A 25,172-nucleotide genomic window follows, 5' to 3' on the forward strand; every position below is an offset into this window, starting at 1 on the left:
ACACAGCCCCAACGGGCAGCGTTTCAATCGGTCAAATCGCGACTGCGTTTCGCAGCCATGATGGCAGCGAGTTCACTGCGCAACGATTCGACGATCTGCGGGTGTTTGTCGATCAAATTGTTTGTCTCGCCGATGTCGTCGGCCAGCTGATACAGCTGCCCAACGTGGCGGCCATCCTTGCCGGGCTTTTTACCTCGGTCGCTGAATCCACCGGAACCATCGCCTTCGATCAGTTTCCAGTCGCCGCGACGAATCGTCATGAACCCGCGGCCACTTTTCATCGCCAACGAGGGACGGGCACGACTGCTGCTGGGCTTGCCTGTCAATTCAGCCGCAAAACTAAAACTGTCGGGGCCGACATCGGATTCGGCTGCGTCTTGATACACGTCGGCACCCACCAGTTCATCAAACGTGGCCAAAAAATCGACAAAGCTGATCGTTTTCTCACAGGTTGAACCGGCCTGAACCGTCCCCGGCCAGCGCGCGACCATCGGCATTCGATGTCCGCATTCCCAGGCATCTGCCTTCATTCCTCTTAGCCCGCCGGAACTGTCGTGATCGAACCGCTGGACGTCGCTTTCATACCACACTGGCCCGTTGTCACTGGTGAAGATCACCAATGTGTCGTCGGCTAATTTAGAATCATCAAGTTGCTTCAAGATTCGTCCGACCATGGCATCCACCATCATCGCAAAATCCCCATACATGCCCGCGCCCGATTTGCCGGCATACTCCTCTCCGGGCAACCATGGCGTGTGGGGTGCAGGAAACGCGACATACAACATCAACGGCTCCGGTCGGCCGGCGTGTGACTCGATCACCTGGCAGGCTTCGTCGGCAAACCGTGGCAACACATCGGCCAATTGCAAATTCGGTGCGATCCCACCGGCGCGCCAAAATGCGCCTTGGATCGGTGACCAACCTTCACTTTGGTTGGCCGTGATGGTATCGGTCGGTGGCGACACAGCCATGCGATCACGAATGTAAAAATAAGGCGGAATATCCGTTGAGGCACGGATGCCAAAGAACGATCCAAACCCTCGGTCAGCCGGACCACCGTCAAGCGGTTTGTCGTAGCCGTCTTCGTTGAATCCGACATGCCACTTGCCCACCATCGCTGTTCGATACCCCACGTCGCGCAGTAGCGAAGCGACGGTGACTTCCCCTGGTTGGATCAATGCTTCGGTGGGCCAGCGATTGACATTGATTCGAAACGGATAACGCCCCGTCATCAATCCGTAACGAGACATGTGGCAGAGCGGCCCCGGTGCATGGGCGTCGGTAAAACGCATCCCATCGGTCGCCAACGAATCAATGTTCGGTGTTGCAATCTTGCTGTTGGCATTAAAGCAACCGGGGTCTCCATAGCCCATATCATCGACCAGGATCAAGACGATGTTAGGGTGCTCGCCAGAGTCGGCACTCAGGATCGGTGATTCAAACCATTGCACGACCAGGGCGGCAACGGCGACCAGGACGGGTGTCACGATTTGATGTCGCAAATCACATTGGAGTGACCGGCGACAACCGGCCTGCATCGAGGCAAAAATCTGGATCATGTAGAGTACTCTTGTTTGAAATGCGGTCGCCGGTTTCTAGTCCACGTGTCAAAGCACGAATCGCTGGTGGTGCGGTCAACGCAGCAGAGAGTTCAATCGACCCAGGTTGTTCGAATGACGAGCGAATACGTCCCGAGCCCGACTTTTTAAGTTCTGCGCTAGCGTCAGGCAATGTACCTTCTCAACCCGACGCGTGAGTTTTGAAGCCAGCGTTTTTGCGTGGGGCATTGGATTTTGGTAACCCGAAGCGTCACAAGTGCTCGAAATGCGGCGAGTGCCACTGTCGTGGATCGCTCCGCCGATCCAACGTTGCACTGTCGTGGATCGCTCCGCGATCCAACGTTGCATCTAATTCTTGCGTTGGATCGACGGAGCGATCCACGACCTTAGTTCGGTCGCTGGTGATAGTGAAACTCTCCCGGCCTCAACTTGGCCTTCTTTGGATTGTCGGCGATGTACTTTCGCAAATACTCGTATTGTTTGGGACTTCGCACGAGGTGGTCGAAAGGCTCTTGTTGCCAAAAGTGTCCGGACTTTCCAATCACCTTGTTGATTTGCCGCGCTGTGTAGTGCAGCCACGAATCGAACTGCTTCTCCATCGCATCTTCCGAAGCGAACGCGGCCAATAAGTGAACGTGGTTCGGCATAATCACAAAGTCACCCATTTGGTACCGATCGCCATCGAAGTGAAGCAAGCTGTCGGCAACGATCTTTGACAACCGTGGCTGCTTTAAAACACAAGCCCCACGGCAGGAATCAAGAAAAACCTCTCGCAAGCGATTGAAATGGCGATCAAATTCGGCACGCGTCTCCTCGTCCAGCGTGCCCAGGGCTTCCTTCCAGAACGTTCCGTTTCGCAACTCCCGCCGATCAAGCCAGTCGTTCTTCTCGCGGTCCCATCGCTGAAGAACCTCGCGCGGGATCGAGTCCTTCGTCCGGAAGGTCACAAACACGATGGCTCCGGCTTGCGACCAATGCGGCCGAAGCCGATCGTTGATAAACAATTCCGCTTTTGGGTCAAAGATCTCGCCGAGCATAAAATCTGCCCCCAATTCACCAAGATTGTCGTGGATCGCTCCGCCGATCCGACGTGAATTTGAATCTAGCGTTGGATCGGCGGAGCGATCCACGACTTTGGGTTTAGATTCCCTGCAATTCCAATGAACCAGAACACATTTGTAACAGTTCGAGTAAGCAGCAATTGAAGCAAGATTCGATGAAAACAATGCCACTGTCGTGGATCGCTCCGCGATCCAACGCCTGCCTCCTGTGCTCTACCAGTCATCTTATTGAAAGATTGCCATGTTGGGATTCATACGAACCGCGAATACCGGTCATGCCAATCATTGCGGAACAGTAGTCGGAATACACGAACGACTGATTCGCAAACAGGACCCGAACCACGGCCCGTGGGAAAATGACACGAAGCTGTGGGACATGAACGCCCAGCGCACCGCCCATGACGCAGACGAAATTGGGCAGTGTGCACTCGCTCTATTTCTTTTGGACCGTGAGCTCTAATCTCATGGCGCTCGCAGTCTGAAATGATCGTAGTGGACTTCGCGGTCCACCGTCGTGAGATTCATATTCGACTTTGTAGCGTGCGCGATGCCTTCGGACTTCAGTCGGCCAACTTCCATACCATCGATGACGACTTCCATGACATCGCCGTCGATGCGGATGACAAGATCGTGCCAGGTTTGCGGATCAAGCTTGATCGCGTTGCGTGAGGTTTTCTGTTTCAGCATCGCCTGTGTTGCAGCATCCAGTTTCTCTCCCGCTTTTCGTTTGTCGCGAATCTCTTTGCGGAAGATGCCCGTCTTGCCATCGTAAAGTGTTACCTTGTCAGGACTGATTGCCACATGACAAATGTGACCGGCGTGTGATCCTTTGTAGTCCATATCCCGAATCATGACGGAGAAACTTGGAGAGCCGTGGAATTGGAATGAGACTGATAATTCAAGATTCGATTGCGGTTTAAAATCCACCGAGTTCACAGACGGGTGGTCAGCCTCCTTGGGCGTGATCCCAACGAGAACTCCATCACGAACGATCGATTCGCTTTTCCAACTCCCCCATCGCTTATCAAGTGTGCTACTCTCGAATTCGTCTTCGAAGAGAACGGTATTGAATTCGTTGGCTTGGGTGTTTGACGCTAAAGAGCAAACCACTGCGAACAGCGTGAGAGCTAGGAAATTTTTCATCTACAGTTCCTTCGTCAGGGTGAATGGACATAAACGTTTGGCCTGCGGCATTGCCACCATCGATCCATTCTAATCCAAGATCGAAGGAGAGAGACCGGCTTACAAGTCAGTCCATTTGGACAGCGTCGCGGCCGTCGACCGGCAACTTGAAACGGCCAACGGTTGCCTCATCTGGCCACTGCCTGTCGTGGTGCTACGAGCTCAAATGGTCCCTGGGTACGCGTTTTGCGATGACGTGTCTGGATGCAGGACGTCGATTGATGCCGGCAGTCGAATGTTGCTGATCCACCATCATTGGGGCAAACACGACGGATAGGTTGGCTGCGTTTTTCGCTCCGCAGGAGCATGGGGGAGTGGTCAAGAATGGACTTCCACGGCATTGATGTCTATCCTGAGCAACGACGGGTTTCTTATTTTTGGATTGATTGACTATTCCGGCATCAAGTTTTCGGCTCACTACGGCAAGCAATCTCTGCAGGCGCCCTCCGAGGAGGAACGCGTGCGAGAGGCTTGTCGTCGATTCAAAGATTTGTGCAAATCGATCCAGCACCCGAGCGGCACGATTCACACTCCTTTTCCCCCCCTGAAATTTTAACGAGGTTCGACGATGAAATCCAAAGGCTTATTCAACCGACGTGATTTTCTGCAAACGGCAAGCGCTGCCACTGCGACTGGCGTTTTCATGGGCACCAGCGCCCTAAGCCAAGCGCAAGATTCGCCGAATGAACGACCCGTTTTTGCCACGATTGGATTGCGCAATCAAGGTTGGACAATCACCGACAAGTCAACCAAATTCGCAGACTTCGCCGCCTTTGCCGATGTCGATTCTAACGTCTTGGGAGCGATCAACGAAAAACTCGAGAAGAAGACTGGAAAGAAAGCGGAAGGGTACGCGGACTACCGCAAAGTGCTTGAGCGCAAAGACATCGATGCCGTCATGATTGCAGCGCCGGATCATTGGCACACCAAGATTTCGGTCGAAGCGATGCTGGCCGGCAAAGACGTGTACTGCGAAAAACCGCTGACGTTGACAATCGACGAAGGCAAGTTGATCGAAAAAATTGTCAAGCAAACCGGGCGTGTGTTCCAAGTCGGAACCATGCAACGAACCGAAAACAGCCACCGCTTCCTCAAAGCAATCGCACTGATCCGTGATGGTCGGATCGGCGAAATCCGTAAGGTCACCTGTGGAATCAACGGTGCCACTGGTTCGCCAACGATCCCTGCTATCGATGCGCCCGAAGGCCTTGATTGGGACATGTGGCTCGGCCCAGCACCGAAAGTGCCTTACCGCGCTTTGCCAGAAATGCGCAAAGGCTACGGTGGCGGTGTGCCGCTCTACACCAACTGCCACTATGCATGGCGCAACTGGTATGAAACCTCTGGTGGCCAGATGAACGATTGGGGTGCACACCACGTCGACATTGCAACTTGGGCACTCGGTGCGAGCGAGACTGGCCCAAACAAGGTGACACCCGTCAGCTATTCACTACCGGTTGAATACAAAGATGGCTATCCGACGGTCAGTGATCAATACAATTCGCCGACCAAGTTTGAGATTCACGTCAACATGCCAGGTGACATTCCGATGATCATCACCAGTGAAGGTGACAACGGCATCTTGTTTGAAGGAACCAAAGGCCGCTTCTTCGTCAATCGCGGCAAGCTAGCGGGCAAGCCGGTCGAAGACTTGGAATCGAATCCGCTGCCAGAAGACGCGGTGGAGAACGTTTACGGGGGCCCCGTCAGCGAGAACCACACCGCCAACTTCATCGAAGGCATGCGTTCCCGCAAACAACCGATCTCCGATGTCTGGACGCACAACCGAATGCTGGAAACGTGCCACCTAGCCAACATCGCGATCCGCTTGGGACGTGAACTGAATTGGGATCCGAAGCAACGTGAAATCATCGGTGACGAGGAAGCCAATTCGTTCCTTTCGCGGGAAAGTCGCAAAGGCTACGAAATCAACATGTCGTGATTCCGATTCGTCGCCAAGATTGAGACCGATTCAGTCAGTCATCGATTAAAACGCTACGGTGTGCCAATCGTTGACTGAGTGAAGACGGACCGACCAATGCCCGTGCGACATTGGAGTGAAAAGGAAAACGCGTCCGCGGGCCGCTGCTTCGATCTTTTCGAATTGCGTTTGTGATGGAGGCATGGGTGTTCCATCACCCGACGCGTCGCGGCGATCAATAACTCTCGTATCAGCTTCCGATCCAAAAATGAATCTTCTCAGATGGGTCACGCCTGCGGCGACCGTCCTGGCGTTTGTCGCCGGCCACCTCATTACTTGCGCGCAGTCGCCCACCGACGTCGTTTCCCTGCCAAAGGCATGGGAATACTCGGCTGCATTGATTGCTCCTGAGTCTCGCGAAGACGAACCGAGTTACGCTCAGAAAGACCCCACACTGGTCTTTCATGATGGGCGTTGGCACGTGTTCATGACGGTCAAACTTCCTGGACGTTCGGCCATCGAATACTGTTCTTTCAGCGATTGGGATGCTGCGAATCAGTCGAAGCGAGTTTTGTTGCCGGTCAGTGAAAGCGATTATTACTGCGCGCCGCAGGTGTTTTTCTACCGCCCGCACAAGCTTTGGTATTTGATCTACCAGATGGGTGTTCCGAACGCGAACAAGATGGCGGTGGCTTATTCGACCACCGACGACATCACGAATCCGAATTCTTGGAGCAAGGCTCAATTGATTTTGGACGGCGGCCCGAGCGATCCCCGAGTTGTCGGCGGCTTGGATTTCTGGATCATCTGCGACGACACGCGTGCCCATCTGTTTTTCACCAGCTTGAACGGAAAGATGTGGCGGATGTGGACGACCCGCGACGAGTTTCCGCTCGGCTTTCGCGATTGCCAAGTCGCCCTTGACGCGGACATCTTTGAAGCCAGCCATACCTACCGTTTAAAGGATCGCGATGCGTATTTGACGATCATCGAACAGAAAGGCCAGCGTTACTTCAAGGCGTATATCGCAGACAAGCTTGATGGCCAGTGGACGCCGATCGCCGACACTCGCCAGCATCCATTTGCCGCAAACACGAATACTCAGCCGCTGCAGAACGTCGAAGCTTGGACGGATAACATCAGTCACGGGGAACTGATCCGCGACAGCAACGACGAACGGTTGATCGTCGACCCGGATCACTTTCGAGTTGTGTTCCAAGGTCTGCTCGAAAGCGAAAAGCAGGGCAAGCCTTATGGGCAATTCACTTGGCGAATCGGAATGCTAACACCACTCAATGACAGCGAGTGATGGGGAAAGGTTTGCGGATCTCTCGCTGACCGGGCTGTTGATTAAGCCGAACTTTTTCTCGCGTCTGTGGCGATCGTGACGTAGTTTTCGGTAGCAGAATTTCGGTCTGTGATTTGATGCTGCGCGAACACAACCCTTGACGACGAAAAAGACTTGCCACCATGCCGTGTCGAACCTGGCTACTAGCGGCCGCGATTGGAATCCATTGCCAGGCGGTGCTCACGATGAATCCGGTAGCTGCCTCAAACCAAGTTTCCAGCGAAACCGACGCTCGGCGTCCCCAAGCCCTGGAACTTGCGCAGCCGACGTCGGCGACGACGTCCGAATTGGACCAAATCGTCCAGGCCTACTTCGTCAAAATCAGTCACTTGTATGGAGAAGAAGCGACGCCCTATAGCAAAGAGGTTGCCGCTAGATGCATTCGTAGCGCCGCGGAGCAACATCTCGTGCGGGCGCAGCTGATACTCGGCTGGATGTATGTCCAGGGACATGGCGTTGCTCAAAACGACCGAGAGGCTGTCCGCTGGTTCGACCAGGCTGCGGATCAGAATTTTGCAGCCGGGCAGAACTGGCTGGGGTTCATGTACCTGCAAGGTCGCGGCATCACTCAGGATAACGATCGGGCATTCCAGTTATTCGAAAAAGCCGCAGAGCAAGGCCACACGGATGCCCAATTTAATCTCGCGCGTTGCTATCGCAGAGGTGTGGGGGTGTTTCAAGACGATGCAAGATCCGTGCATTTCCTTCGGCTTGCTGCAGAGCAAGGGCATCATTGGGCTCAATTCGATCTCGGATGGATGTGCTTCAAAGGACGTGGCGGCGCGGGAACCGACAGCGACGCAGTGGACTGGTACCGCCGCTCGGCCGCAAAAGGTCTCGCTGCGGCACAATTCAATCTCGGCTATATGTACGATGTTGGACGCGGCGTCGATCAAGATCCGCTGGAAGCATTGGCGTGGTATCGAAAGGCCGCAGAACAGAACCTGGCCGAAGCGCAGCGCTCCATTGGGTTGTCGTACCGAGACGGCCAAGGTGTGCCACGGGACGATTCCATTGCCGTGGAGTGGTTCCGCAAATCTGCCCAACAGGGCCATTGGCTTGGCCAGGGTTCGTTGGCCGCGATGTACTTGCATGGCCGCGGTGTACCCCAGGATGACCGAAAAGCGGCCACCTGGTTTCGCGCCGCAGCCCAACAGGGCGGGACCTGGGCGCAGGCCAATCTTGGATGGATGTATTTGACCGGACGTGGCGTGCCCAAAGACGATGCGATTGCGATTCGCTGGCTGCGACAGGCTGCTGTTCATGGCAGCCCCTGGGCTCAAGCTGAACTTGGGCGACTGTATTACAACGGACAGAGCGTACCGCAGGACGATGCTGAGGCGCTAAGATGGTCCCGCCAGGCAGCTGAGCAGGACAAGCCGCTGGCCCAGTACATGCTGGGGCTAATGCACTTCAATGGACGCGGCGTAAAAGCTGACAACCGCCAAGCTGCCAAGTGGTACCGCAAAGCTGCCGAGCAAGACTTTCCCGACGCCCAAAACAACCTGGGAATGCTGTACCAGAAGGGATTGGGTGTCACTCAAAACCACGCAACGGCCGTGCATTGGTACCGCAAGGCAGCGGAACAACAATTTCCAGTCAGCCAAGCTAATCTTGGTTTTATGTACCTGCATGGAAATGGAATCAAAGCCGATGAAGAACAGGCAGTGGCGTTGTTCCAGAGAGCCGCGGAAGCCGGCGAACAGGAAGCAATCACGGTTCTTGCTCAGCTTGACAGAATGCGATCACCCAATCGCTCACACCGGTTTTTATCGATCATCATCATGGTCGCAGCCAGCTTGGGTTTGCTGTTGATGATCCTAAGAAACGCCCCGCGTCAAAACGCGTCGACATTGTCGAGTGTGTCGTGATGAAGCTGTCGGGTCGCGTTTGCTAAAACGAAGTCACGCCTGCTGCTTGCGTTCAGTGGGTTCGCCCGGGGTGCCCGGTGTTTGAGCCGGCAGCACTATTTCTAAACCCCGAGACACCAGTTTGATCATGCCCGATGCTTTGTCACTTTCTGCGGGACGTTTGATGGCGTTGTAGGCTGCTGCCGTGGTGACGCCAGCGAAAAAGGCTAGACAAAATGCGAACAGCGAAGTCACTACCAATTCGCCGCGAAATCCATCCAAATAAATCATCGTCATGTAGACGACTTCCACGATCAACGCGGCGATCGAAAATCGCCTGCGGTGTCCACGGTATTCCATCGCGGCAATCGGGAGCACGCAGAGTGCCAAGAAATGCAAGATCCAAACGTGAAGTATGCAGACCCAATCCAAACCGATCAGGTTTGTCAGACCAAACACGACTGCAAAATACAACGTTGCGAGCAGCGCCTTGAAGATCGAAAACTGGAACATGATTGATTAAGGTGCCCGACACGTTTTCAAGAAATGAACAGCCCGATCGCAACGACAATGGTGATCGCACGCAGATCAAAGAGGTCAGCAATTAGACGATTCCAATCGAGCGCAGTTTGGGAGAGAGAGGGAGACAGAAATCAGAGCGACGCTAATCAGAGCGACGCTTGAATGTCAGCCTAATCGATCGCCGAAGGTGGCGCCACCTAGGCAGCAGGGTTCGCGTCCCCCACTCTATTCGCTCAGATCGTAAAGTCGAAGTTGCCCTTTTGCGGTTCACCCGCCGCGCCGCGGGCGGGTGATTTAATCTTCGAACGCAAATTAGCGTGGCAATGGCAACCCGACGCGTGAGCGAGGGATTTTGGGTGTTAACGGGATCCCTCGCTGACGCCTCGGGTTACCAAAAACCAATGCCCCACGCGAAGGCGCAACCGCAAAATGCGCGATTGAATCCTGCGCGACAACCTCGCAGTCGCGCGTCTGTCGCAACACAACCGCAGGGGTCCGATGACCACACCCGCTCTGCCACACTGGAACTCAACCACCCGACAGCATGCGGCAACTAAACACTTCGACTTTTTCTTTGAAAAGTTAACGCCTATTCTGCGGTACTCGTGTATTTATGACGCGTTCACCAATACGTACAAATTGACATTGCGCAGAAGGTCCGCATTTACACTGGCCGGTCTCTGCCCCCCCCTATAAAGCGTTTAAAGTTAGAAGCCATTCATGAGAAAGCAGATTTTAACTGCCTGTGCTGCCGCTGTGATGCTGATCGTTGCGACATCCCCCGCGGAAGCCGGCGTCATCTCGGGACTTGGCAATCCCTCGAGCGCGATTCCCGGTGGGACGCTGGTGGATTTTGAATCCGCCGCCGGCGTTTACGACGCTAACTTCGGCCCCGCTCTCAGCAGCAATGGAGTCACCTTCAACCCGGGTGGCGGAACACTGGCAGTGCATGATTTATTTGCTGGCGGTTTCAATACCACCGGTAACTCTCTAGGCAACTTCTTCGGATTGACCAAGACCATTGAATTCAGTTTTGATAACTTGGTCGACGCATTTGCTTTCAACGTCGGTGCCACCTTTGAGCAGTGGACGCTGACCGCTTATTCGGCGACCAATGACGTACTCGGAATGGCTGATGTTCCTCAAACCGGCCTGTCCAACAGCGGCAACTACATCGGATTCGCGGCCGATGGCATTGCTCGGGCGACGTTGAGTTTCAGCGATACGTTCAATCCTGACTTCATTCGGATCGACAATTTGGTTTATTCCGAGTCGGACAGCTCGGCCGGTGACCCGTCCGATGGAGCGGTTCCTGAGCCGACATCGTTGGCGATTTTTGGCCTCGGTGCGATCGCCATGACGCTTCGCCCACGACGCCGACGCCGCGTTTGATTAGCGTCGGTGATTGTTTAGAAATCCACCCGAGGATGCTGTTCGCGGATTAAAGATCTTTCGTGTACGGCTGGGTGCGTATGGTTTTTCTGCGATCGGAACCGGGTTTTGGCCAGGCGTTTGCAGAATGTATTCGCCTTCGTCGACGGGGTACTCGTCGACCGGGTATCCGTGGCTAACCCCACCGCCACAGCTGCAACCGCCTTCACAACCGCACGCCGGTTCTAAGCCACAGGCGGGTTCGCCGATCGAGCAATCACAGGCTCCTTCGCAGCCGCAGGCCGGTTCAAAACCGTAGCCCTGTTCCAGGCCGCAATTGGGTTCTATCCCACAGGCCGGTTCGCCCATACAGCTGTCACAACCGCCGTCGCAGCCACCGCAGATGGCCGAACGTAACGGAGCGAAACGTCGATCGGTGGTCGCCACCGGTCCCGGTGCACAACCACAGCGATAGCCCCACAAGCTTCGCATCCCGGAAAACACCGAACGGCATTTCCCACAGCTCTGGCCGTTGTAGTTGCCACAGGAGTCACAGGGATCGACGCAGTCGGCTGGGTGGTTGATCCAGGGGTCGACGTACAGTTCACCGCAGCCGCTGCAGGAATCGCAACCGCCGCAGGAGCCGCCGTCACAGCCGGAATCGCAGCCGCCGCCGCATTGACCGCCAGGTATAGCGATCGGTCCGCAACACCCGGCACCCATCGGGCCGACACAGCCGGTCAGTCCGATTGTGATCCATCCAACTAGCAACAAACCGAAGACGCGTGACATGGTCATTATCCCGTGAAACAAATTCTCTCGAACCATCCGCATAGGGTCTGGCAGACTGTGCCGCGGATAGAAACGTCATCGTCAACCCAATCGTCAAAGTTGACAAAATCTTGCCAAACGGTCGTTTGATGAATTTTTCAAGTCGCGTCCGACTGCAGCCGTATCCGGACTTTCCGCCGGCTGGGAGTTTTCGCTAGTGTCCGTCTGCGACGAGCCAAGATGGCTTCGAACAGTCGAAACAAACGGCGTGAGAGTTTCCCGAGCGGGATGTTTCACGCACCTATCGCACCGCAATTCATTTGCACACCTATGCGATCTGAACAGCCAACGGAACCCAATGCATCGCACCACGGCGCCCCTGAGCGCGAACTGGAATCGCCCCCTGGGGTGATTCGCGTGGTGCATCCGTTTTTGCAGGCGCCTGAAGAAGCCTTTCGCGTGAGCGCCTTGTTCTGGTTCGGCGGCATGTTATTGCTGGCCGTCCCGATGATCACGCTGCTGGACGTCCCGGTGGCGCGGTGGTTTGCCACCGATCCACTGCCACGAGAATTTGGCAATGCGTTGGAACTGACGCTGGTGTTTTCGCACGGCAGCGGAGTGTTTCTGTTTTTGTTCGGATTCTTTCTGATGTCGCCCAACCGACGTTGGCATTTGCCGCGTCTGGTGGTTTTGCCACTCGGTGCCGGCGCGATTGCGACGTTAGCCAAAATGTTTGTGCTACGTCCGCGACCGACCGGATTGAACCTTGATGTCGCATCGTTTGATTCGGCATGGTTGTGGGCGTTTGACTGGTCGCTCTCACAGGTTGCGACATTTGACGCCAGCACGCGCGCGTTTCCCAGCGGAAACATGGCGACCGCAACCGCCCTGACGATCGGGCTATGGATGATTCTACCGCGAGGACGATGGCTATTTGCCATGATCTGCGTCGGCACAGCGCTGCAACGCCTGGCCTGTAGTGCGCACTTCCCCAGCGACATTCTGGGCGGCGCGGCCTTTGGATTTCTGTGGGCCTATGCCTGTTTCCATCCCCGGCTGCTGGGCAATTTGTTCGACAAGATGCAACCGGAAAACCAGCCCAAGCGTCGTCGGCCGATCGATACCGAATCGGTTGACAGCCAATTCACACAAGACGACGAAGGCGATCAACAGCCCCTGGCGGCGTAGCAATCGGGGCGGTCGTTATTCCTTGAATCGATAACCGACGCCGCGAACCGTTTCGATCAGGTCGGCTGCACAGCCCATTTTTTTACGCAGGGCCCGAACGTGCACGTCGATCGTGCGGTCCAGTACGATCGTGTCTTCGCCAAGAGCGGCATCCACCAATTCGCTGCGACCGAACGCACGCCCGGGTTGGCGGATCAACGTGTCTAACAATCGAAACTCGCTTTTGGTCAACTTCAACGGTGATTCTTCGATCATCACCACAAACCGACGTCGGTCGACCGTCACGCTTTGATGCGTGACCGCTTCGTGATCGTCTAACAACGGCTCGCGCCGCCGCAGCAACGCCTTGAGACGTTGCAGCAGCACCTTGTAACTCTCAACGGGTTTGACAACATAGTCGTCGGCCCCCACGGCAAATCCAACCACCTGATCCGATTCTTCGCCCATCGCGCTGAGCATCAAGATCAACGTTTCGCGAGTTTTGGGATCGGACCGCAACTGCTTGCAAACTTCGACACCGCTCAAGATCGGCAGATCGATGTCTAACACGACCAGATCGGGCAGATAAAGTTTCGCCTGATCCACTCCGTCACGGCCGTCGCTAGCACGGTAGACTTCGTACCCAGCGCGTTTCAGTTGATATTCAAGCGATTCGGCCAACGGACCGTAATCTTCGACGATCAAAACCTTGGTATTGGTCATGCTTGGTTGCTTGGGTGAATCCAAACGAATGTTGCTATTCGTGCTGACGTCCGGAGATTGTGGAAATCATGAAAAACGGGCTTTTCACGGACATCGACGATGTACGCCATGTTGGTGGAATTGCACGAAAAGTACACCCTCTCAGCCACATTCTTGCGATGAATGTTTTGTGAAGACAATCGCCTATTTGGCGCCGGGAAGCCAAACCTCGAACGTTGCCCCCTCTCCAGGACTACTGATCACTTGAATGGTACCGCTGAGCGCCCGGGTCAGGTTCTTGACGATTGACAGGCCGATCCCGGTCCCGCCATCGTGCATTTTGCGAGTGCGATCGACCCGGTAAAAACGCTCAAAAATGCGTTCTTGAAACTCTGGGGCGATGCCCACGCCGTCGTCCCGGACGGCCATGATCCAGCCGGTGGACTCGCGGCGACAGGAAACGACCACATGCCCGCCGGCCTCGGTGTGCCGCAACGCATTGCTGATCAGGTTTTGGGTGATCGCCAACGCGGCATCTTTGTCGGCCATCACATAAACTTTTTCAACCTGTTGATCGACCGTCAGTGCAATCTGTTTGGCCGCAGCAACAGGTAAAAAGGACGCCATGGCTTGGTCGATCACTTGCTGCAAATCGATCGACTGGACCTGCATCGTACCCTTGCCCGATTGGGCGCGCGCCAGACGCATCATGTCAGCGATCAAGTCTTCCAAACGCTGGCATTGATCATCGATTTGACGAACGAAGTGTTTGGCCGCATCGGGATCGTCCTCGATCGCCAATTCGACCGTTTCCGCATAGCCCTTGATCGCAGCCAACGGGGTTTTGAGTTCATGCGAAACGTTGGCGACGAATTCCCGCCGGATGGCGTCCACTCGCTGCGCCTCCGTTTCATCACGCACCACCAACAACAGGTGCGGCGGACGAGTGTCTTGAACACGATCGACGCGGACCGTGACCGGGCGGACGATCGATCCGTCGACGATTTCGACGGACACGTTCTGGTCGACGTCGGATGAACGGGCACGGCGAACCGCTTCGACAATTTCGGGGACGCGCACCAATTCGGCAAACTTGCGCCCTAGGTAGACTCCGTCGTCGGGTAGCGCCAACAGGTATCGCGCGGCCCGATTGATCAATACGATTTCCGTAGCCGGTGACAGCATCAGGATGCCGTCGGTCATGTGCGACAGCACACTGGCGGTGCGGGTCGATTCGGAATGAAGTTTGACGAACCGCGTATTCCATTTCTCGGCCGCAGCACGCTCTTTTTCATAGGCGTTGTGTGCGTTTTCCCAACGCAACATGCTATGGATCGTCGCGACAGTCCCCACCAGGAAACAGATTGCAAACGCAACGACGACCATTCCCATTCCGGTCACGCCCAGGAACGTTGCCAGCCAAATCGCAATCACGATCGATAACAAACCGATGACGGTGGCCCGGCGACGCGGCTGGAACGCGGTCGTGTCGATGCTGCGTGGCGGCATGCCGAGTGTCGGCCCGGGATCACCCAACGGAGCGATCGCGACGTTTGTCGCGGACAGTGTATCCATTCGGGATTCGCTCAATGGAGCGATCGAATTCGCGATGCTGTTCTGTGGACTCTCACTCATCGATCCGCCGAGCCGTTGTCGTTCGAGATGACTTCGGTATCCGCACCGGATGATTCAGTCGGTTCGGCATCAAGATGCGGCGCACCCGATTTCCAACGATTGCGCATCGATTGAATGATTCCCGAGCAGAACAGCCACAACGCTTCCGCGGGCACCCGGCGGCGGTGGCCTTTTCGGTCAACCTGGACCAATTCTCCGCTGTCCACATTCATCGCCGTCAGATAACCGGTGCCAAAGCAATAGGTATCGACACAGACCAGATGGCCGACATCCAACACAGTTCCGCCGGGTTGAGGCGTATGGCCGACGAACACGCGTTTGCCGGAGCAATGCGGCGGCGGTATCGGTCCCAGATGGGTCCAATACCGAATCTCGTCGGATTGGTCGTCCATTGCTCGATAGGCGTCGTAACAGGCGTGAACAAAGATCGATTCAGCCGTTTCGTAGTGCGTCCGCAAAGACAACAAAAACTGCTTGTGATCGGCAGGAATTTTGTCCAATGATCCACCATAACTGGTCACCGTGGCATTGCCGCCCGCTCCCAACCACATCGCCGCATCTAGCCCACCATAGGCCACACCGTACAGCATGATCTCGTGGTTGCCACGCAGCGCGACGACTCGGCAACGTTGCTGCAGTTCAATCAATTGGTCAATGACGCCACGACTATCAGGTCCGCGGTCGACATAGTCCCCTAGAAACACCAGTTCATCGTCGCGCTGCGGGTCAATGGACTCCAACAACGTCCGTAGCGCTTTGGCACAACCGTGAATGTCGCCGATTACAAAACGCCGCATGCGCTGGTCCGTCTACTAATTGATCGACGGGTCGATGAATCGCAACCCTGGCGAGAGCGACGACAGGATTTCGCGCCCACAGCGTTTGACAGCTGATTCCCAAACCTGATCTGGATCTTCGAACACGACCTCACGTTTGATTTCGCCGACCAACCAGCCCCCGGTCTCCATTTCCAAATCCAATTGCCCGGGCCCCCAACCGGAATACTGGGCGATGAATCGCACCTTGGCATCAACACGGCTGAGCAACAGTCGCAGATGGTCTTCCTCACCGGTCAACCAGATCCCGGTCGATTCCGATGCGATCGGAGACCCGACGCCTGTTAAATCGTGCAGTGCCAGCAACGGCCCTTCGACGGGTCCGCCCTCGTAGATATAGTCGTCTGGCCGAATCGGCCCCTGCGGCAGGGAGAGTTCAACGATCTCGCTCAGCCGACGGGCGGTGCAGCGGTTCAGCGACAATCCAAAGGCACCCTCTTCATCGTGGCTGATCACCAGAACCACGCTGCGCATGAAATTAGGGTCATTCAGATACGGTGACGCGATCAGCAGTTTGCCGCTTAGAAATTCGTTCATTGCTCATTCGCCGGCCAGGTCTTTCCACAAACAACCGGCCCACGAAAGGCCGACCCCGAAACCAACGAGCATATTAACGGAATCTCGATCGATTCGCCCGCTATTTCGCAACTGGTCGATCAGAATCGGCAGCGTGCAAGAAACGGTGTTGCCGACTTCGCCCAGTTCAATCGGCAGTCGCTCCGGCGCCAAATCCATACGCACCCGCAACTGGTCCAACATTTTCCAGGTCGCTTGGTGCATCAGATACTTGGAAATGTCCGCGTCGCTCAGGCCCTGTTTGGCCAAAATTTGGTCCACCAAACGTGGCACCGCTTCGACGGTGAAATTGATCAGACTCGGTCCATCCATATACAACCGGCTTTTCCAGCGTTTTCGGTGCCGTGGTCGAATGGCGTCGGATTCCGACCGCGCCCCGCCGTCACCGACCAACAACATGTCGGCTCCGCTGCCGTCGCTGCCGAATTGGAACCCGCTAAGCGATTGATTCGGCCCCGCGGTGATCAGCGTTGCCGCAGCCGCATCGCCAAAAATGGTCCGCAAACTGCGGTCTTCTGGGTCGATGTACTTGCTGTAGGTCTCGGCCGTCAGAAATAGGATCCGGCTGGCCGCACCGGATTGAATCAATCCGTCCGCCATCGCCAGACCATAGACGTAGCCACTGCAGCCCAGATTAAAGTCCAGCGCCCCGCAACGGGTTGGGAGTGACAAACGATCCTGGATCAGACAACTGGTCGTCGGCAGCGGGTAGTCAGGCGTCTGTGTGCAGAACAAGACAAAATCGATCGAGTTCGGATCGATATCGTGTTCGGCAAACAATTTTTGCGACGCCGCGACAGCCAAATCACTGGACGTCTCGCCATCCGCCGCAATGTGCCGCTGACGGATCCCCGTTTTCTCTTCAATCAGCTTCAAATCCCAACGAGGAAATGAACGTTGAAGTTCCTCATTGGTTTCCACCCTGGTGGGCAGATGAACCGCGATCGGGCCAAGTTGGGCGTACGGCACAGACGCTATCCGGAATTTGCCAAGTGGATGAAATGGTCGACGACAAAGCCTAGCAAGCTTCCGCCTCAGCGCGGACCCCAAGAATCAACCACATCGGACGACCTGGGTTTCGGTGACCAACCAATCCATCGAAACGTCATGGTCGGCGGTCGGCACGGCATTGACGACCTGGCACTGAAATGCTAGCCCCACCAACACCGTCCTGTCCGCCACGTCGGCCAACAATCGATCATAGAAACCATGGCCGTGCCCCAAACGACCGCCCCGCCGGTCAAACGCCACCCCCGGAACGACCACCAAGTCCAACTCGTTGGGGCTGACATTGCGATCGATTTGACCACGCAGCTGCTGGCGCGGTTCTAAAATGCCAAATGCCCCCACCGCCAGATCCTGCATCTGATCCAGCCGACACAATCTGATCTGCTGGCCCACACAGTACGGCACCGCGATTTGCTGGTCCCCGACCAGCACCCTCTGCAGTGCATCTCGCGTCCGCAGTTCATCCCGAACATCGACGTACCACATCACACGCCGCGCCTGAGCATACTGGGGCATGGCTAACAATTGATCGGTCGCAAGTTTGCTGATCCGATCCTTGTCGGCCAGCAACCGCCGGGCCTGTGCCGCGGTCTTTCGCAGGGATTCCTTGGATACCATCTGATCGACTAACAAGAGTTCTTTTGCACACGTCACATCCATTGCACCGCATGGCCGCCGATCCAATTCGTCAGGAAACATTGGGATCACGACGGCAATGCGAACCATCGTATCGCACTAGAACAGCGACGCGAACAGGATCATCCAACGAATCACTCCCGCAACGACCACGCCAGCCAATAGCCCGCAACTGACACCGGCAAACCCCACGGACGCGCCCGCCCCGATCGCCGACCCGAGCAGCCCACTCAAAATGACCAGAGCCGCAATTCCGATCGCAGCCGGGCGGTGATCCACCCGCGGCCCCACGGCGTCATTTGCCGACGCCACCAACCAACGAAACAAACCACCTGCGATGGCACCGGCCAGGGGCACGCTGACCACCGAAAGGCCGAGCTCGGTACCGGTAAACCAATACACTGGAATGAGAACAAGTCCGATCAGCGCTCCCCAGCCGACCGCATTGCCGCGTTCGACCCAAGCAGCGGGCGATTGCAACGGAGTCATCGAATCAACATCGGCAGCGGGTAACGGATCACCCTGATGCGTCAGCGGTCGCGCGTCGGTGGCAGCCAATCGCACGATCACTTTCCCGCTGTGACCACCCACAATTTGCACGTCACAGCCAGGATCGATCCAGGTCCCTTGGGAAGTCGCATTGAGCGTCTGACCGTGAATACGAATCTGTCCCGCCGGCTTCAACGCGCCGATGGTCTTTGCCACGTCGCCGATCAAGATGGGTTTTTCTGTCACTCGATAGAATCTCGCTGCAAGTCAGTTGCACCACCGCAGGCTCCTCTCCCTGCTCTCGCTAAAAACGGCTCGAAGGGTACGGAGGTTGACTCTAGGCTTCAATTTCTCTCTTAGTTGCCGGCGAGTTCTAGGAACCGCGCCGCCGGAGCGTCCCAAATTTCGGCCTGCTGCGGCGTGTAGGTCTGAACCGAAAAACTTTCGCGGACCAACCGGCGGGCCTGACGAATCGCCGCGGATTGATCGCCCAGATCGCCGCTGCCGATCACTCCCGTGCCGACCATTTGCATCGCCAGATTTCCGATGGCTGTCGCTTCGACCGGCCCGGCAATCACGGTGCGATTACAAGCGTCGGCAGTCATCTGACACAACAATTCATTCATCGTGCCACCTCCAACAATATGAATCGTTTCAATCGAGTTGCCCACAATTTGTTCCAGCATGCCCAGACAAACCCGGTAACTCAGTGCCAATCCCTCAAGTGCAGCGCGGTAATAGCTGCCGTCGGATTGCGGTTGGTCTTGACCGGTTGCTTGAGCAAACTCTTTGATCGCGTCGAGCATATCGTTTGGCGCGACGAATGAGGCGTGGTCAGGATCGACCAGCAACTCGAAGGGATCGGACGCCGCGGCCTGCTGAACCATCGCTTCCCAATCGACTTCGCTGCCGCGACGCTGCATCGATTTTCGCAACTGTTGAAAGATCCACAGACCACTGATGTTCTTTAACAACCGTGTGCTGCCGGCCACTCCGCCTTCGTTTGTAAAATTCAGCTCGGCACAGCGCTCGGTCACACGGGGCGTGGCCAATTCACATCCCATCAGGGACCACGTCCCCGAACTGATGTAACACCAATCAGGTTTTTCGGGTGCGAAGGCATCGACCGGAACGGCGATCACGGCCGAGGCGGTGTCATGGGTGGCCGGCACCACCACAGGCACGCCTTCTAATCCGGTCGCCGTCGCGACGGATTCCTGAACGTCACCGAGCGTCGTGCCGGTCGGGGTCACCGGGGGAAACCATTCCACAGGCAATCCTAAATCGCGAATCAGATCCGACGCCCAGGTTCCCGTGTTGGGATTCAACATTTGTGTGGTCGATGCATTAGTCGCTTCGATACTGCGTTTTCCCGACAGCAACCAGTGAAAGAAATCGCCCATCATCAAAAAGCCGTCCGCGATCTGTAGAGAGCACTCTTTTGACTCCACAGCCGAAAACAGTTGGTAAACCGTGTTGATCGGCATGAACTGCAGTCCGGTCGCGTCAAAAATCCGCTGTCGACCGAGTTCGGCAGCCTGCGTGCCAGCACCACCTAGTTTTGCAAACGCCCGCTCCATCATGCCGTTGGTACGTGCATCGCGGTAATGCCGAATCGGTGCTGCGATCTGATCGTTGCGATCGACCAGCACATAATCGACGCCCCAGGTATCAACTCCGACCGAGGCCACGGATTCAAACTTTGCGACCGCCAGTCGGAGTCCGGTCAAGGTCTCGGCCCACAATCCGTGCACGTTCCACTGCAATGAGTTTTGCAGCATGACCGGGTCATTGGCAAACCGATGGGTTTCTTCCAGCGTCAAGACTCCGTCATCAATCCAACCGGCGATCACACGTCCACTAGATGCCCCCAAATCGACGGCTAAATGAACGGGGCTATTGGTCAAGGGAGAGACAGGTGCCGACATGATTCTGAACACGGATGCAGCGAGGTCAGGAGCAAAAAGAAACGCGATGCGCGACGATTGTATTGCATTTCCGCAACGTCAGCAGGACGCGGTGTGCATCAATCCGTTTTTTTGCCGCGCATGTGTGGCAACCGTCGGCCCTGCGATTGGGCGATGTCCAATTGGTCATTCAACTGTTCCACCGACAGGGGAATGATCGGAATCGTCATCAACGCTTCTGGATCGATCTCACTGCTGGCACTGCGTTTGGCGAGTTGCTCGACCTCCTCCTCCAGCGCCGCCAGCCACGCCGGCACATCCAGACCGGCACCGGTGGGTGTCCGCGCCAGCAATTCGGCTTCGGCTTCCAACAGTTCAAACCGTCGGCTATCGCCACCATTTTCGGCATCGTGCATGGCTGGTTTCACCAAGGCGCGCATGCGAGCAATTGTCATCGGTTGGACAAACCGTTCGCGAATACGATCCGCAACGGTTGGCATCCGCATCGAATAGTTTTGCTGCATTTTGCGCAACCGGGTCACAAACTTTTCGGCTTCGGCGCCGATCCGCTCGCTCAGACTGCGTCGCCACAACATGGCGGCATTCTCCAACCGGTGGCGGACCAAAACATCGTGTGCCCACATCACGGGTTTCAGATTCCAAGCGATCCGCTCATAGCTGGCCCGCAACCGCAGAAAATCCATGAACATGTACACCAGATCGCCACGGTCGCTTTGCGTGGTGGTGCTGTTGTAATCTTGGTATTCCGCGTGATGGTCGATCAACGATTCATAGACCAACGTGATCCAGCGATCCGCTTGGTGCATGGAAAGTTTGCCGCTGCGCAAATCTTCGAACAATTGCATGTCGGCGATCTGCGCGTCGTCTTCCTCGATCACGCGCTGCAACCAATCGGAAACGCCTTGGTGCAAAATGGCTCGAACGTTGCCCAATTGCAAAAAGACCTGCGTGAAAATCGGATCTCCGTAGTCGCGAATGAATTCGACCAACCGCTCCCATGACTGGCGATCATTGACCGACTCCAGTGGTGACAAGCGGAGCGTTTGACTGTGGGCCAGCCAAGATCCGAGCATGGTTTCGGTCAATCGTTCCACCAACGGAATCAAGACTTCACCGATCGCCTTTTCGTCTTCGTTCAGTTCTTCCAAGTCGCGCTGCTGTGCGACGCCGGCTGTCAAGGATTCCACCAAGGCGCGGAAACCGTCACGAAACAGGCTGTCGAATTCGGTCACGGCGCCGATACCGACACTGTTCTGCTGCTCCATCAATCGCGACACTTCGAGCAATCGACAGGCTTCACTGATCAATCCACGGCGTGGCATCCAGTGCATCAGGTGCCGCAGCACGCGCTGCCGCAGACGAGCGACATAGATTTTGACCGGGTCACCGCCACGCGACAGCGGGATGTACAACAGGTTCTCACTGCTGATCGCGTCGACGTATTCAGGAAACAACTGGCGGGTGGTCTGGCTGTCGCCGGAGATCAACGAGGCATACAGTTTGACCGCCTGCACATCATCGTTGGACATTTCGTCCAGACCGGCTTCGGCACCGGCAACGTCGGCGCCGGAGGATCCTGGATGCAATGAATGGTGCCGTTCCACGTGCGCGATGATCGTCCCACAGATCAATCGCCGGGCGTCTGACATTTCCACTGCCGTGCCAATGATTCGTTCCATCAACGAATCACGCAGCACCCGCGAACGATCGTAATCACGCATCGATTCACTATCGCTGCCGCCGGGCGAAATCTTGTATTCGCGGACGGCGTCCAGCAATTCCAACAACCCGATTCGATTTTCCTTGGCTCGCTTGGCCCAATTCTGCAGTGCCTCCAACTGGTCTGCGGCGCGGGCCGGGTCGTCACTGACAGCATCCGCCACGACGATGTCGGCGGCGACCGACCACATGCGTGCCATCGATTGCAGAAAGGACAACCGATCGACCAAGCGTTTCCATTCGGCTTCTAATTCGTCACGGCTGCCGTCGCCGGAGTTTTCATAAATCGCTCCATCGATGCCATCGTCTGTCGAATCGCGATAGGTCACGCCTTCATAGGCGGAATCAAACAATTGGCTGCCATCGGCAACGTCATCATCATCGAATGGAATTTCGCCAGCGAGTTCCTGGTCCCAGTCGCGTGGTGGCTTGCGTCGTTCAGCCAGATCAAACGCGGGGGCCGACCAAAATTCTTCCGCGTTGGCTTCGAAATAGTCAAAGCACTTGCGGGCCAGCGGCCAGATCGCAGCCGGGTCGTCGAGCACTGCATCGCCGGATTCGATCGGTTTGCCAATCGTTAATCCGTCTTGAAATTGACCACGCAGTTTCATCAACCAGCGTTCGGCCAGGCGTGGCAGTGAATTGCCGCCCTGTCGCAACCCGATCTGTTGGGCGTTGCACAGCCAATGAACCAACAATGCCATCGATGGCAGGAAATCACGTCGCTCCAGCAACGCTGAAATCACCAACGAATAGGCACGCGGCGAATCAAAGAACTCGGCATGGGGCTTCCAAAATTTGATGTCCCCTGCGGCCGCACCGCCCTCGTGCCAAACCCGCAGCGCTCGGGCGACCAGGCTTGCCGAATCATAGGACTCCAACGGATCAGCGGCTTCCAACGATTCCACAGTGTACGCGCCAAATTGACGCCACCACTCGGCAACATCACGGTACAACACACTGATTGTCTGGTAGGCCGCGGTGTCGTTGCGTGCCGCCGCCTCGCTCCAGACCCGGGCCATGTAACTGAATAATTGGTCGACCAAATACAGCAGATCGTCGACCCGCGAATCATGCACACTGCAGTCGGGACTGGGGTGCAAGCTGAACTGGCCTGTGAACCCGATCAGATCCCAGGGATCCGCCAGTGCACCACATTTGATGGCTCGTTTGATTAAATCGTAAACGTGCGTGGGGACCTGCATCGCGCGATCAAATTCACCGCTGCGAAGGGCGCGTAATCCCAATGTGATTTCACAATCGATCCGACAAATCATTCGCGCCGATGCTGCGGGGACGACGTCAATTTGGCGTGTCGCTGCGTCGGGGTAGCCCATTCGGGCATACAGCCTGGCAAGCTGAACGTGCTGGACCTGGGCGGCACGGCGTTCGGCCAATGCGGCGTTGAGATGTTGACGGGCGGCGCCAAACGGTTGACGCCGGACCTGTTGTTCGGCATCCAAACGATCGCGATGGACCCCGGTCAGTTTCGCCAAACGATCGAGATAAAACGCGTCACGGTACTCCGCAATGGGTTTCATCAGCGTGCTGAGCGTGACTTCGCTGGAATAGGCCGCCGGTCCGGAACCGCTGACACCGCTGGCCATCAACACCGTACCGGCCAAGACCGTCGCAGCTTCGGTCAACAATTCGTCTTCGGACAAACACTGCTCTTCCTGCAATTCCAAATCGCTGACACGACTGAGCAATGCATCCAATGTGACCTGGCGCAAGACAAAGCGACTGTAGTAGCCGCCCGCGTTGACGCTGCGCTCGTCCCAACCGCCAAAGTGATAGTTGGGACGACGGTTGACCGGGTGATCAAAATCGTAGGCGCGGGGGTCCAATGACAACTCGGCCAGCTGATCGAATTCAAACGAGGCGGCCCGCAAGACGTCCGGGTCGGTGTCTTCGAGAATGATAATCGTCCGCGAGATCAGTTCATCATAGGTGCCTGCCGAAACACCCGAACCTTGCACATACAGCGGGATCGGACGCACAAATTCATGCGGATAGGGTTGGCAACGACGATTTTCCAAGATCGCGACCGGCCGATAGCCGACGAAGTCGTTCAGATCCAAAATCGCTTGGTGCACCAACCCGACGATGGATTCGTCACTCGGAGCGGTGTCCCGTTGCTGGTACAAACCCAGCAATGCTTCGGCCGCCCGCGCCATAAAGAACCCGTTGAACAGGACCTCGGGTTCCTGATGAAACAACAGATCCCGGTGGTAATCCATGTAAGCCGGCAGCAGTTCGCTAAGCAACAGTCGCGACACCTCGCGCGCCTGGGAGACGTCTGCGAATGCGGAACTGGAACGTTCCAGCGAGTCCAGCGTTTGCTCGATCCAATTGTTCAACACCAACCACGCCGGCGTGCCGGTCAACGGCTTGCCCTGACTGGCATGGTGATACACCTCGTTCCATAGCGACGCGATCGCGGGATCGTTGCTGCCGCTGGAGAAGTTCAAATACCCCGCCAACCGCTTGAGCGAATCGTCGAGCGACTCCGGAGGGGGGATAATGGACATGTGGGGCGAGGCGTGAGTTGAGAAACGGCAGGAGAGGAGGTGAGAACGGGACTAGTTCTTGGCAGCCTTCTTGCGAGTCGCTTTCTTCTTGGTGGCTTTCTTCGCCGTCGTTTTCTTGGCGCTCACCACCTTTTTCTTGGTTGCCTTTTTGCTGCCAGTGGCTTTCTTGGTGGCGGTCTTCTTCACAGCCACTTTCTTGCTGGTCTTTTTCTTGGCCGCTTTCTTGGTGCTCTTTTTGGCGGCCTTTTTCTTGCTGCCACCGAAAATATCGTCCCAGTTGTTGGAGTATTGTTCGTTCGTACCGACGCGCAAAATGGTCATAATGATCTAAGTTGGAAAGAGGAAAATTGAATGAAGGGG

General features: G+C 56.1%; 20 protein-coding genes. 5 read left to right on the forward strand and 15 right to left on the reverse strand.

The window, feature by feature from the left end; all coding sequences use genetic code 11:
• Nucleotides 1-23 precede the first annotated feature (23 nt).
• The 3 genes from NHH03_RS05385 to NHH03_RS05395 form a co-directional block, all read right to left on the reverse strand.
• Nucleotides 24-1,559, reverse strand: a complete 1,536-nt coding sequence (locus NHH03_RS05385) for a sulfatase family protein (protein WP_253154728.1) — start codon at nt 1,557-1,559, stop codon at nt 24-26.
• Between the two features lie 386 nt (nt 1,560-1,945).
• The gene (locus NHH03_RS05390) at nt 1,946-2,689 is read right to left on the reverse strand and encodes a transposase (RefSeq protein ID WP_253154729.1); all 744 of its coding nucleotides are present in this window, start codon (nt 2,687-2,689) and stop codon (nt 1,946-1,948) included.
• Nucleotides 2,690-3,082: 393 nt separating this feature from the next.
• Nucleotides 3,083-3,763, reverse strand: coding sequence for a family 16 glycoside hydrolase (locus NHH03_RS05395; RefSeq protein ID WP_253154730.1), 681 nt, complete (start codon nt 3,761-3,763; stop codon nt 3,083-3,085).
• A 607-nt stretch (nt 3,764-4,370) separates the two neighbouring features.
• Here NHH03_RS05395 and NHH03_RS05400 point away from each other — a divergent pair.
• The 3 genes from NHH03_RS05400 to NHH03_RS05410 all read left to right on the forward strand — a co-directional run bounded on the left by NHH03_RS05400 (nt 4,371) and on the right by NHH03_RS05410 (nt 8,942).
• Complete coding sequence (locus NHH03_RS05400; protein WP_253154731.1) at nt 4,371-5,744, forward strand: Gfo/Idh/MocA family protein; 1,374 nt, start codon at nt 4,371-4,373, stop codon at nt 5,742-5,744.
• Between the two features lie 247 nt (nt 5,745-5,991).
• Complete coding sequence (locus NHH03_RS05405) at nt 5,992-7,032, forward strand: non-reducing end alpha-L-arabinofuranosidase family hydrolase (RefSeq protein ID WP_253154732.1); 1,041 nt, start codon at nt 5,992-5,994, stop codon at nt 7,030-7,032.
• 161 nt (nt 7,033-7,193) lie between these two features.
• A complete protein-coding gene (locus NHH03_RS05410; RefSeq protein WP_253154733.1) occupies nt 7,194-8,942 on the forward strand; it encodes an SEL1-like repeat protein in 1,749 nt (582 codons plus the stop codon).
• 33 nt (nt 8,943-8,975) lie between these two features.
• Here NHH03_RS05410 and NHH03_RS05415 read toward each other — a convergent pair whose 3' ends face one another.
• Nucleotides 8,976-9,434, reverse strand: a complete 459-nt coding sequence (locus NHH03_RS05415) for a hypothetical protein (RefSeq protein ID WP_253154734.1) — start codon at nt 9,432-9,434, stop codon at nt 8,976-8,978.
• Between the two features lie 729 nt (nt 9,435-10,163).
• On the opposite strand from NHH03_RS05415, the gene NHH03_RS05420 reads away from it, so the two are divergent.
• Nucleotides 10,164-10,835, forward strand: a complete 672-nt coding sequence (locus tag NHH03_RS05420) for a PEP-CTERM sorting domain-containing protein (RefSeq protein WP_253154735.1) — start codon at nt 10,164-10,166, stop codon at nt 10,833-10,835.
• Here the strand turns inward: NHH03_RS05420 and NHH03_RS05425 are convergent, their stop codons facing one another.
• On the reverse strand, nt 10,836-11,606 hold the full coding sequence (locus NHH03_RS05425; protein ID WP_253154736.1) for a hypothetical protein: 771 nt from the start codon (nt 11,604-11,606) through the stop codon (nt 10,836-10,838).
• Nucleotides 11,607-11,915: 309 nt separating this feature from the next.
• Between NHH03_RS05425 and NHH03_RS05430 the strand changes: the two genes are divergently transcribed.
• On the forward strand, nt 11,916-12,773 hold the full coding sequence (locus NHH03_RS05430; RefSeq protein WP_253154737.1) for a phosphatase PAP2 family protein: 858 nt from the start codon (nt 11,916-11,918) through the stop codon (nt 12,771-12,773).
• 15 nt (nt 12,774-12,788) lie between these two features.
• On the opposite strand, the gene NHH03_RS05435 is transcribed toward NHH03_RS05430, so the two are convergent.
• From NHH03_RS05435 to NHH03_RS05480, 10 genes are all read right to left on the reverse strand, one after another.
• Entirely contained in the window at nt 12,789-13,475 is a 687-nt protein-coding gene (locus NHH03_RS05435; RefSeq protein ID WP_253154738.1) for a response regulator transcription factor, read from the reverse strand.
• A gap of 183 nt (nt 13,476-13,658) precedes the next feature.
• Nucleotides 13,659-15,029 carry a sensor histidine kinase gene (locus NHH03_RS05440; protein WP_253154739.1) on the reverse strand — a complete coding sequence of 457 codons (1,371 nt, stop codon included), beginning with the start codon at nt 15,027-15,029 and terminating at the stop codon, nt 13,659-13,661.
• Nucleotides 15,030-15,085: 56 nt separating this feature from the next.
• Complete coding sequence (locus NHH03_RS05445; protein WP_253154740.1) at nt 15,086-15,886, reverse strand: metallophosphoesterase family protein; 801 nt, start codon at nt 15,884-15,886, stop codon at nt 15,086-15,088.
• Nucleotides 15,887-15,901: 15 nt separating this feature from the next.
• Nucleotides 15,902-16,462, reverse strand: a complete 561-nt coding sequence (locus tag NHH03_RS05450) for a YqgE/AlgH family protein (RefSeq protein ID WP_253154741.1) — start codon at nt 16,460-16,462, stop codon at nt 15,902-15,904.
• A gap of 3 nt (nt 16,463-16,465) precedes the next feature.
• Nucleotides 16,466-17,470 (reverse strand): ketoacyl-ACP synthase III, encoded by a 1,005-nt coding sequence (locus NHH03_RS05455; protein WP_253154742.1) that lies wholly within the window; start codon nt 17,468-17,470, stop codon nt 16,466-16,468.
• An 84-nt stretch (nt 17,471-17,554) separates the two neighbouring features.
• Nucleotides 17,555-18,208 carry a 5-formyltetrahydrofolate cyclo-ligase gene (locus NHH03_RS05460; protein WP_253154743.1) on the reverse strand — a complete coding sequence of 218 codons (654 nt, stop codon included), beginning with the start codon at nt 18,206-18,208 and terminating at the stop codon, nt 17,555-17,557.
• A 36-nt stretch (nt 18,209-18,244) separates the two neighbouring features.
• Nucleotides 18,245-18,880 (reverse strand): NfeD family protein, encoded by a 636-nt coding sequence (locus NHH03_RS05465; RefSeq protein ID WP_253154744.1) that lies wholly within the window; start codon nt 18,878-18,880, stop codon nt 18,245-18,247.
• A 110-nt stretch (nt 18,881-18,990) separates the two neighbouring features.
• Complete coding sequence (locus NHH03_RS05470; RefSeq protein WP_253154745.1) at nt 18,991-20,562, reverse strand: rhamnulokinase; 1,572 nt, start codon at nt 20,560-20,562, stop codon at nt 18,991-18,993.
• 98 nt (nt 20,563-20,660) lie between these two features.
• On the reverse strand, nt 20,661-24,812 hold the full coding sequence (locus NHH03_RS05475) for a hypothetical protein (protein ID WP_253154746.1): 4,152 nt from the start codon (nt 24,810-24,812) through the stop codon (nt 20,661-20,663).
• A gap of 51 nt (nt 24,813-24,863) precedes the next feature.
• On the reverse strand, nt 24,864-25,133 hold the full coding sequence (locus NHH03_RS05480; RefSeq protein WP_253154747.1) for a hypothetical protein: 270 nt from the start codon (nt 25,131-25,133) through the stop codon (nt 24,864-24,866).
• Between the last annotated feature and the right edge of the window lie 39 nt (nt 25,134-25,172).

The sequence above is a fragment of the Stieleria tagensis genome, from assembly GCF_024129865.1.
GTDB classification, from domain to species: Bacteria; Planctomycetota; Planctomycetia; order Pirellulales; family Pirellulaceae; genus Stieleria; species Stieleria tagensis.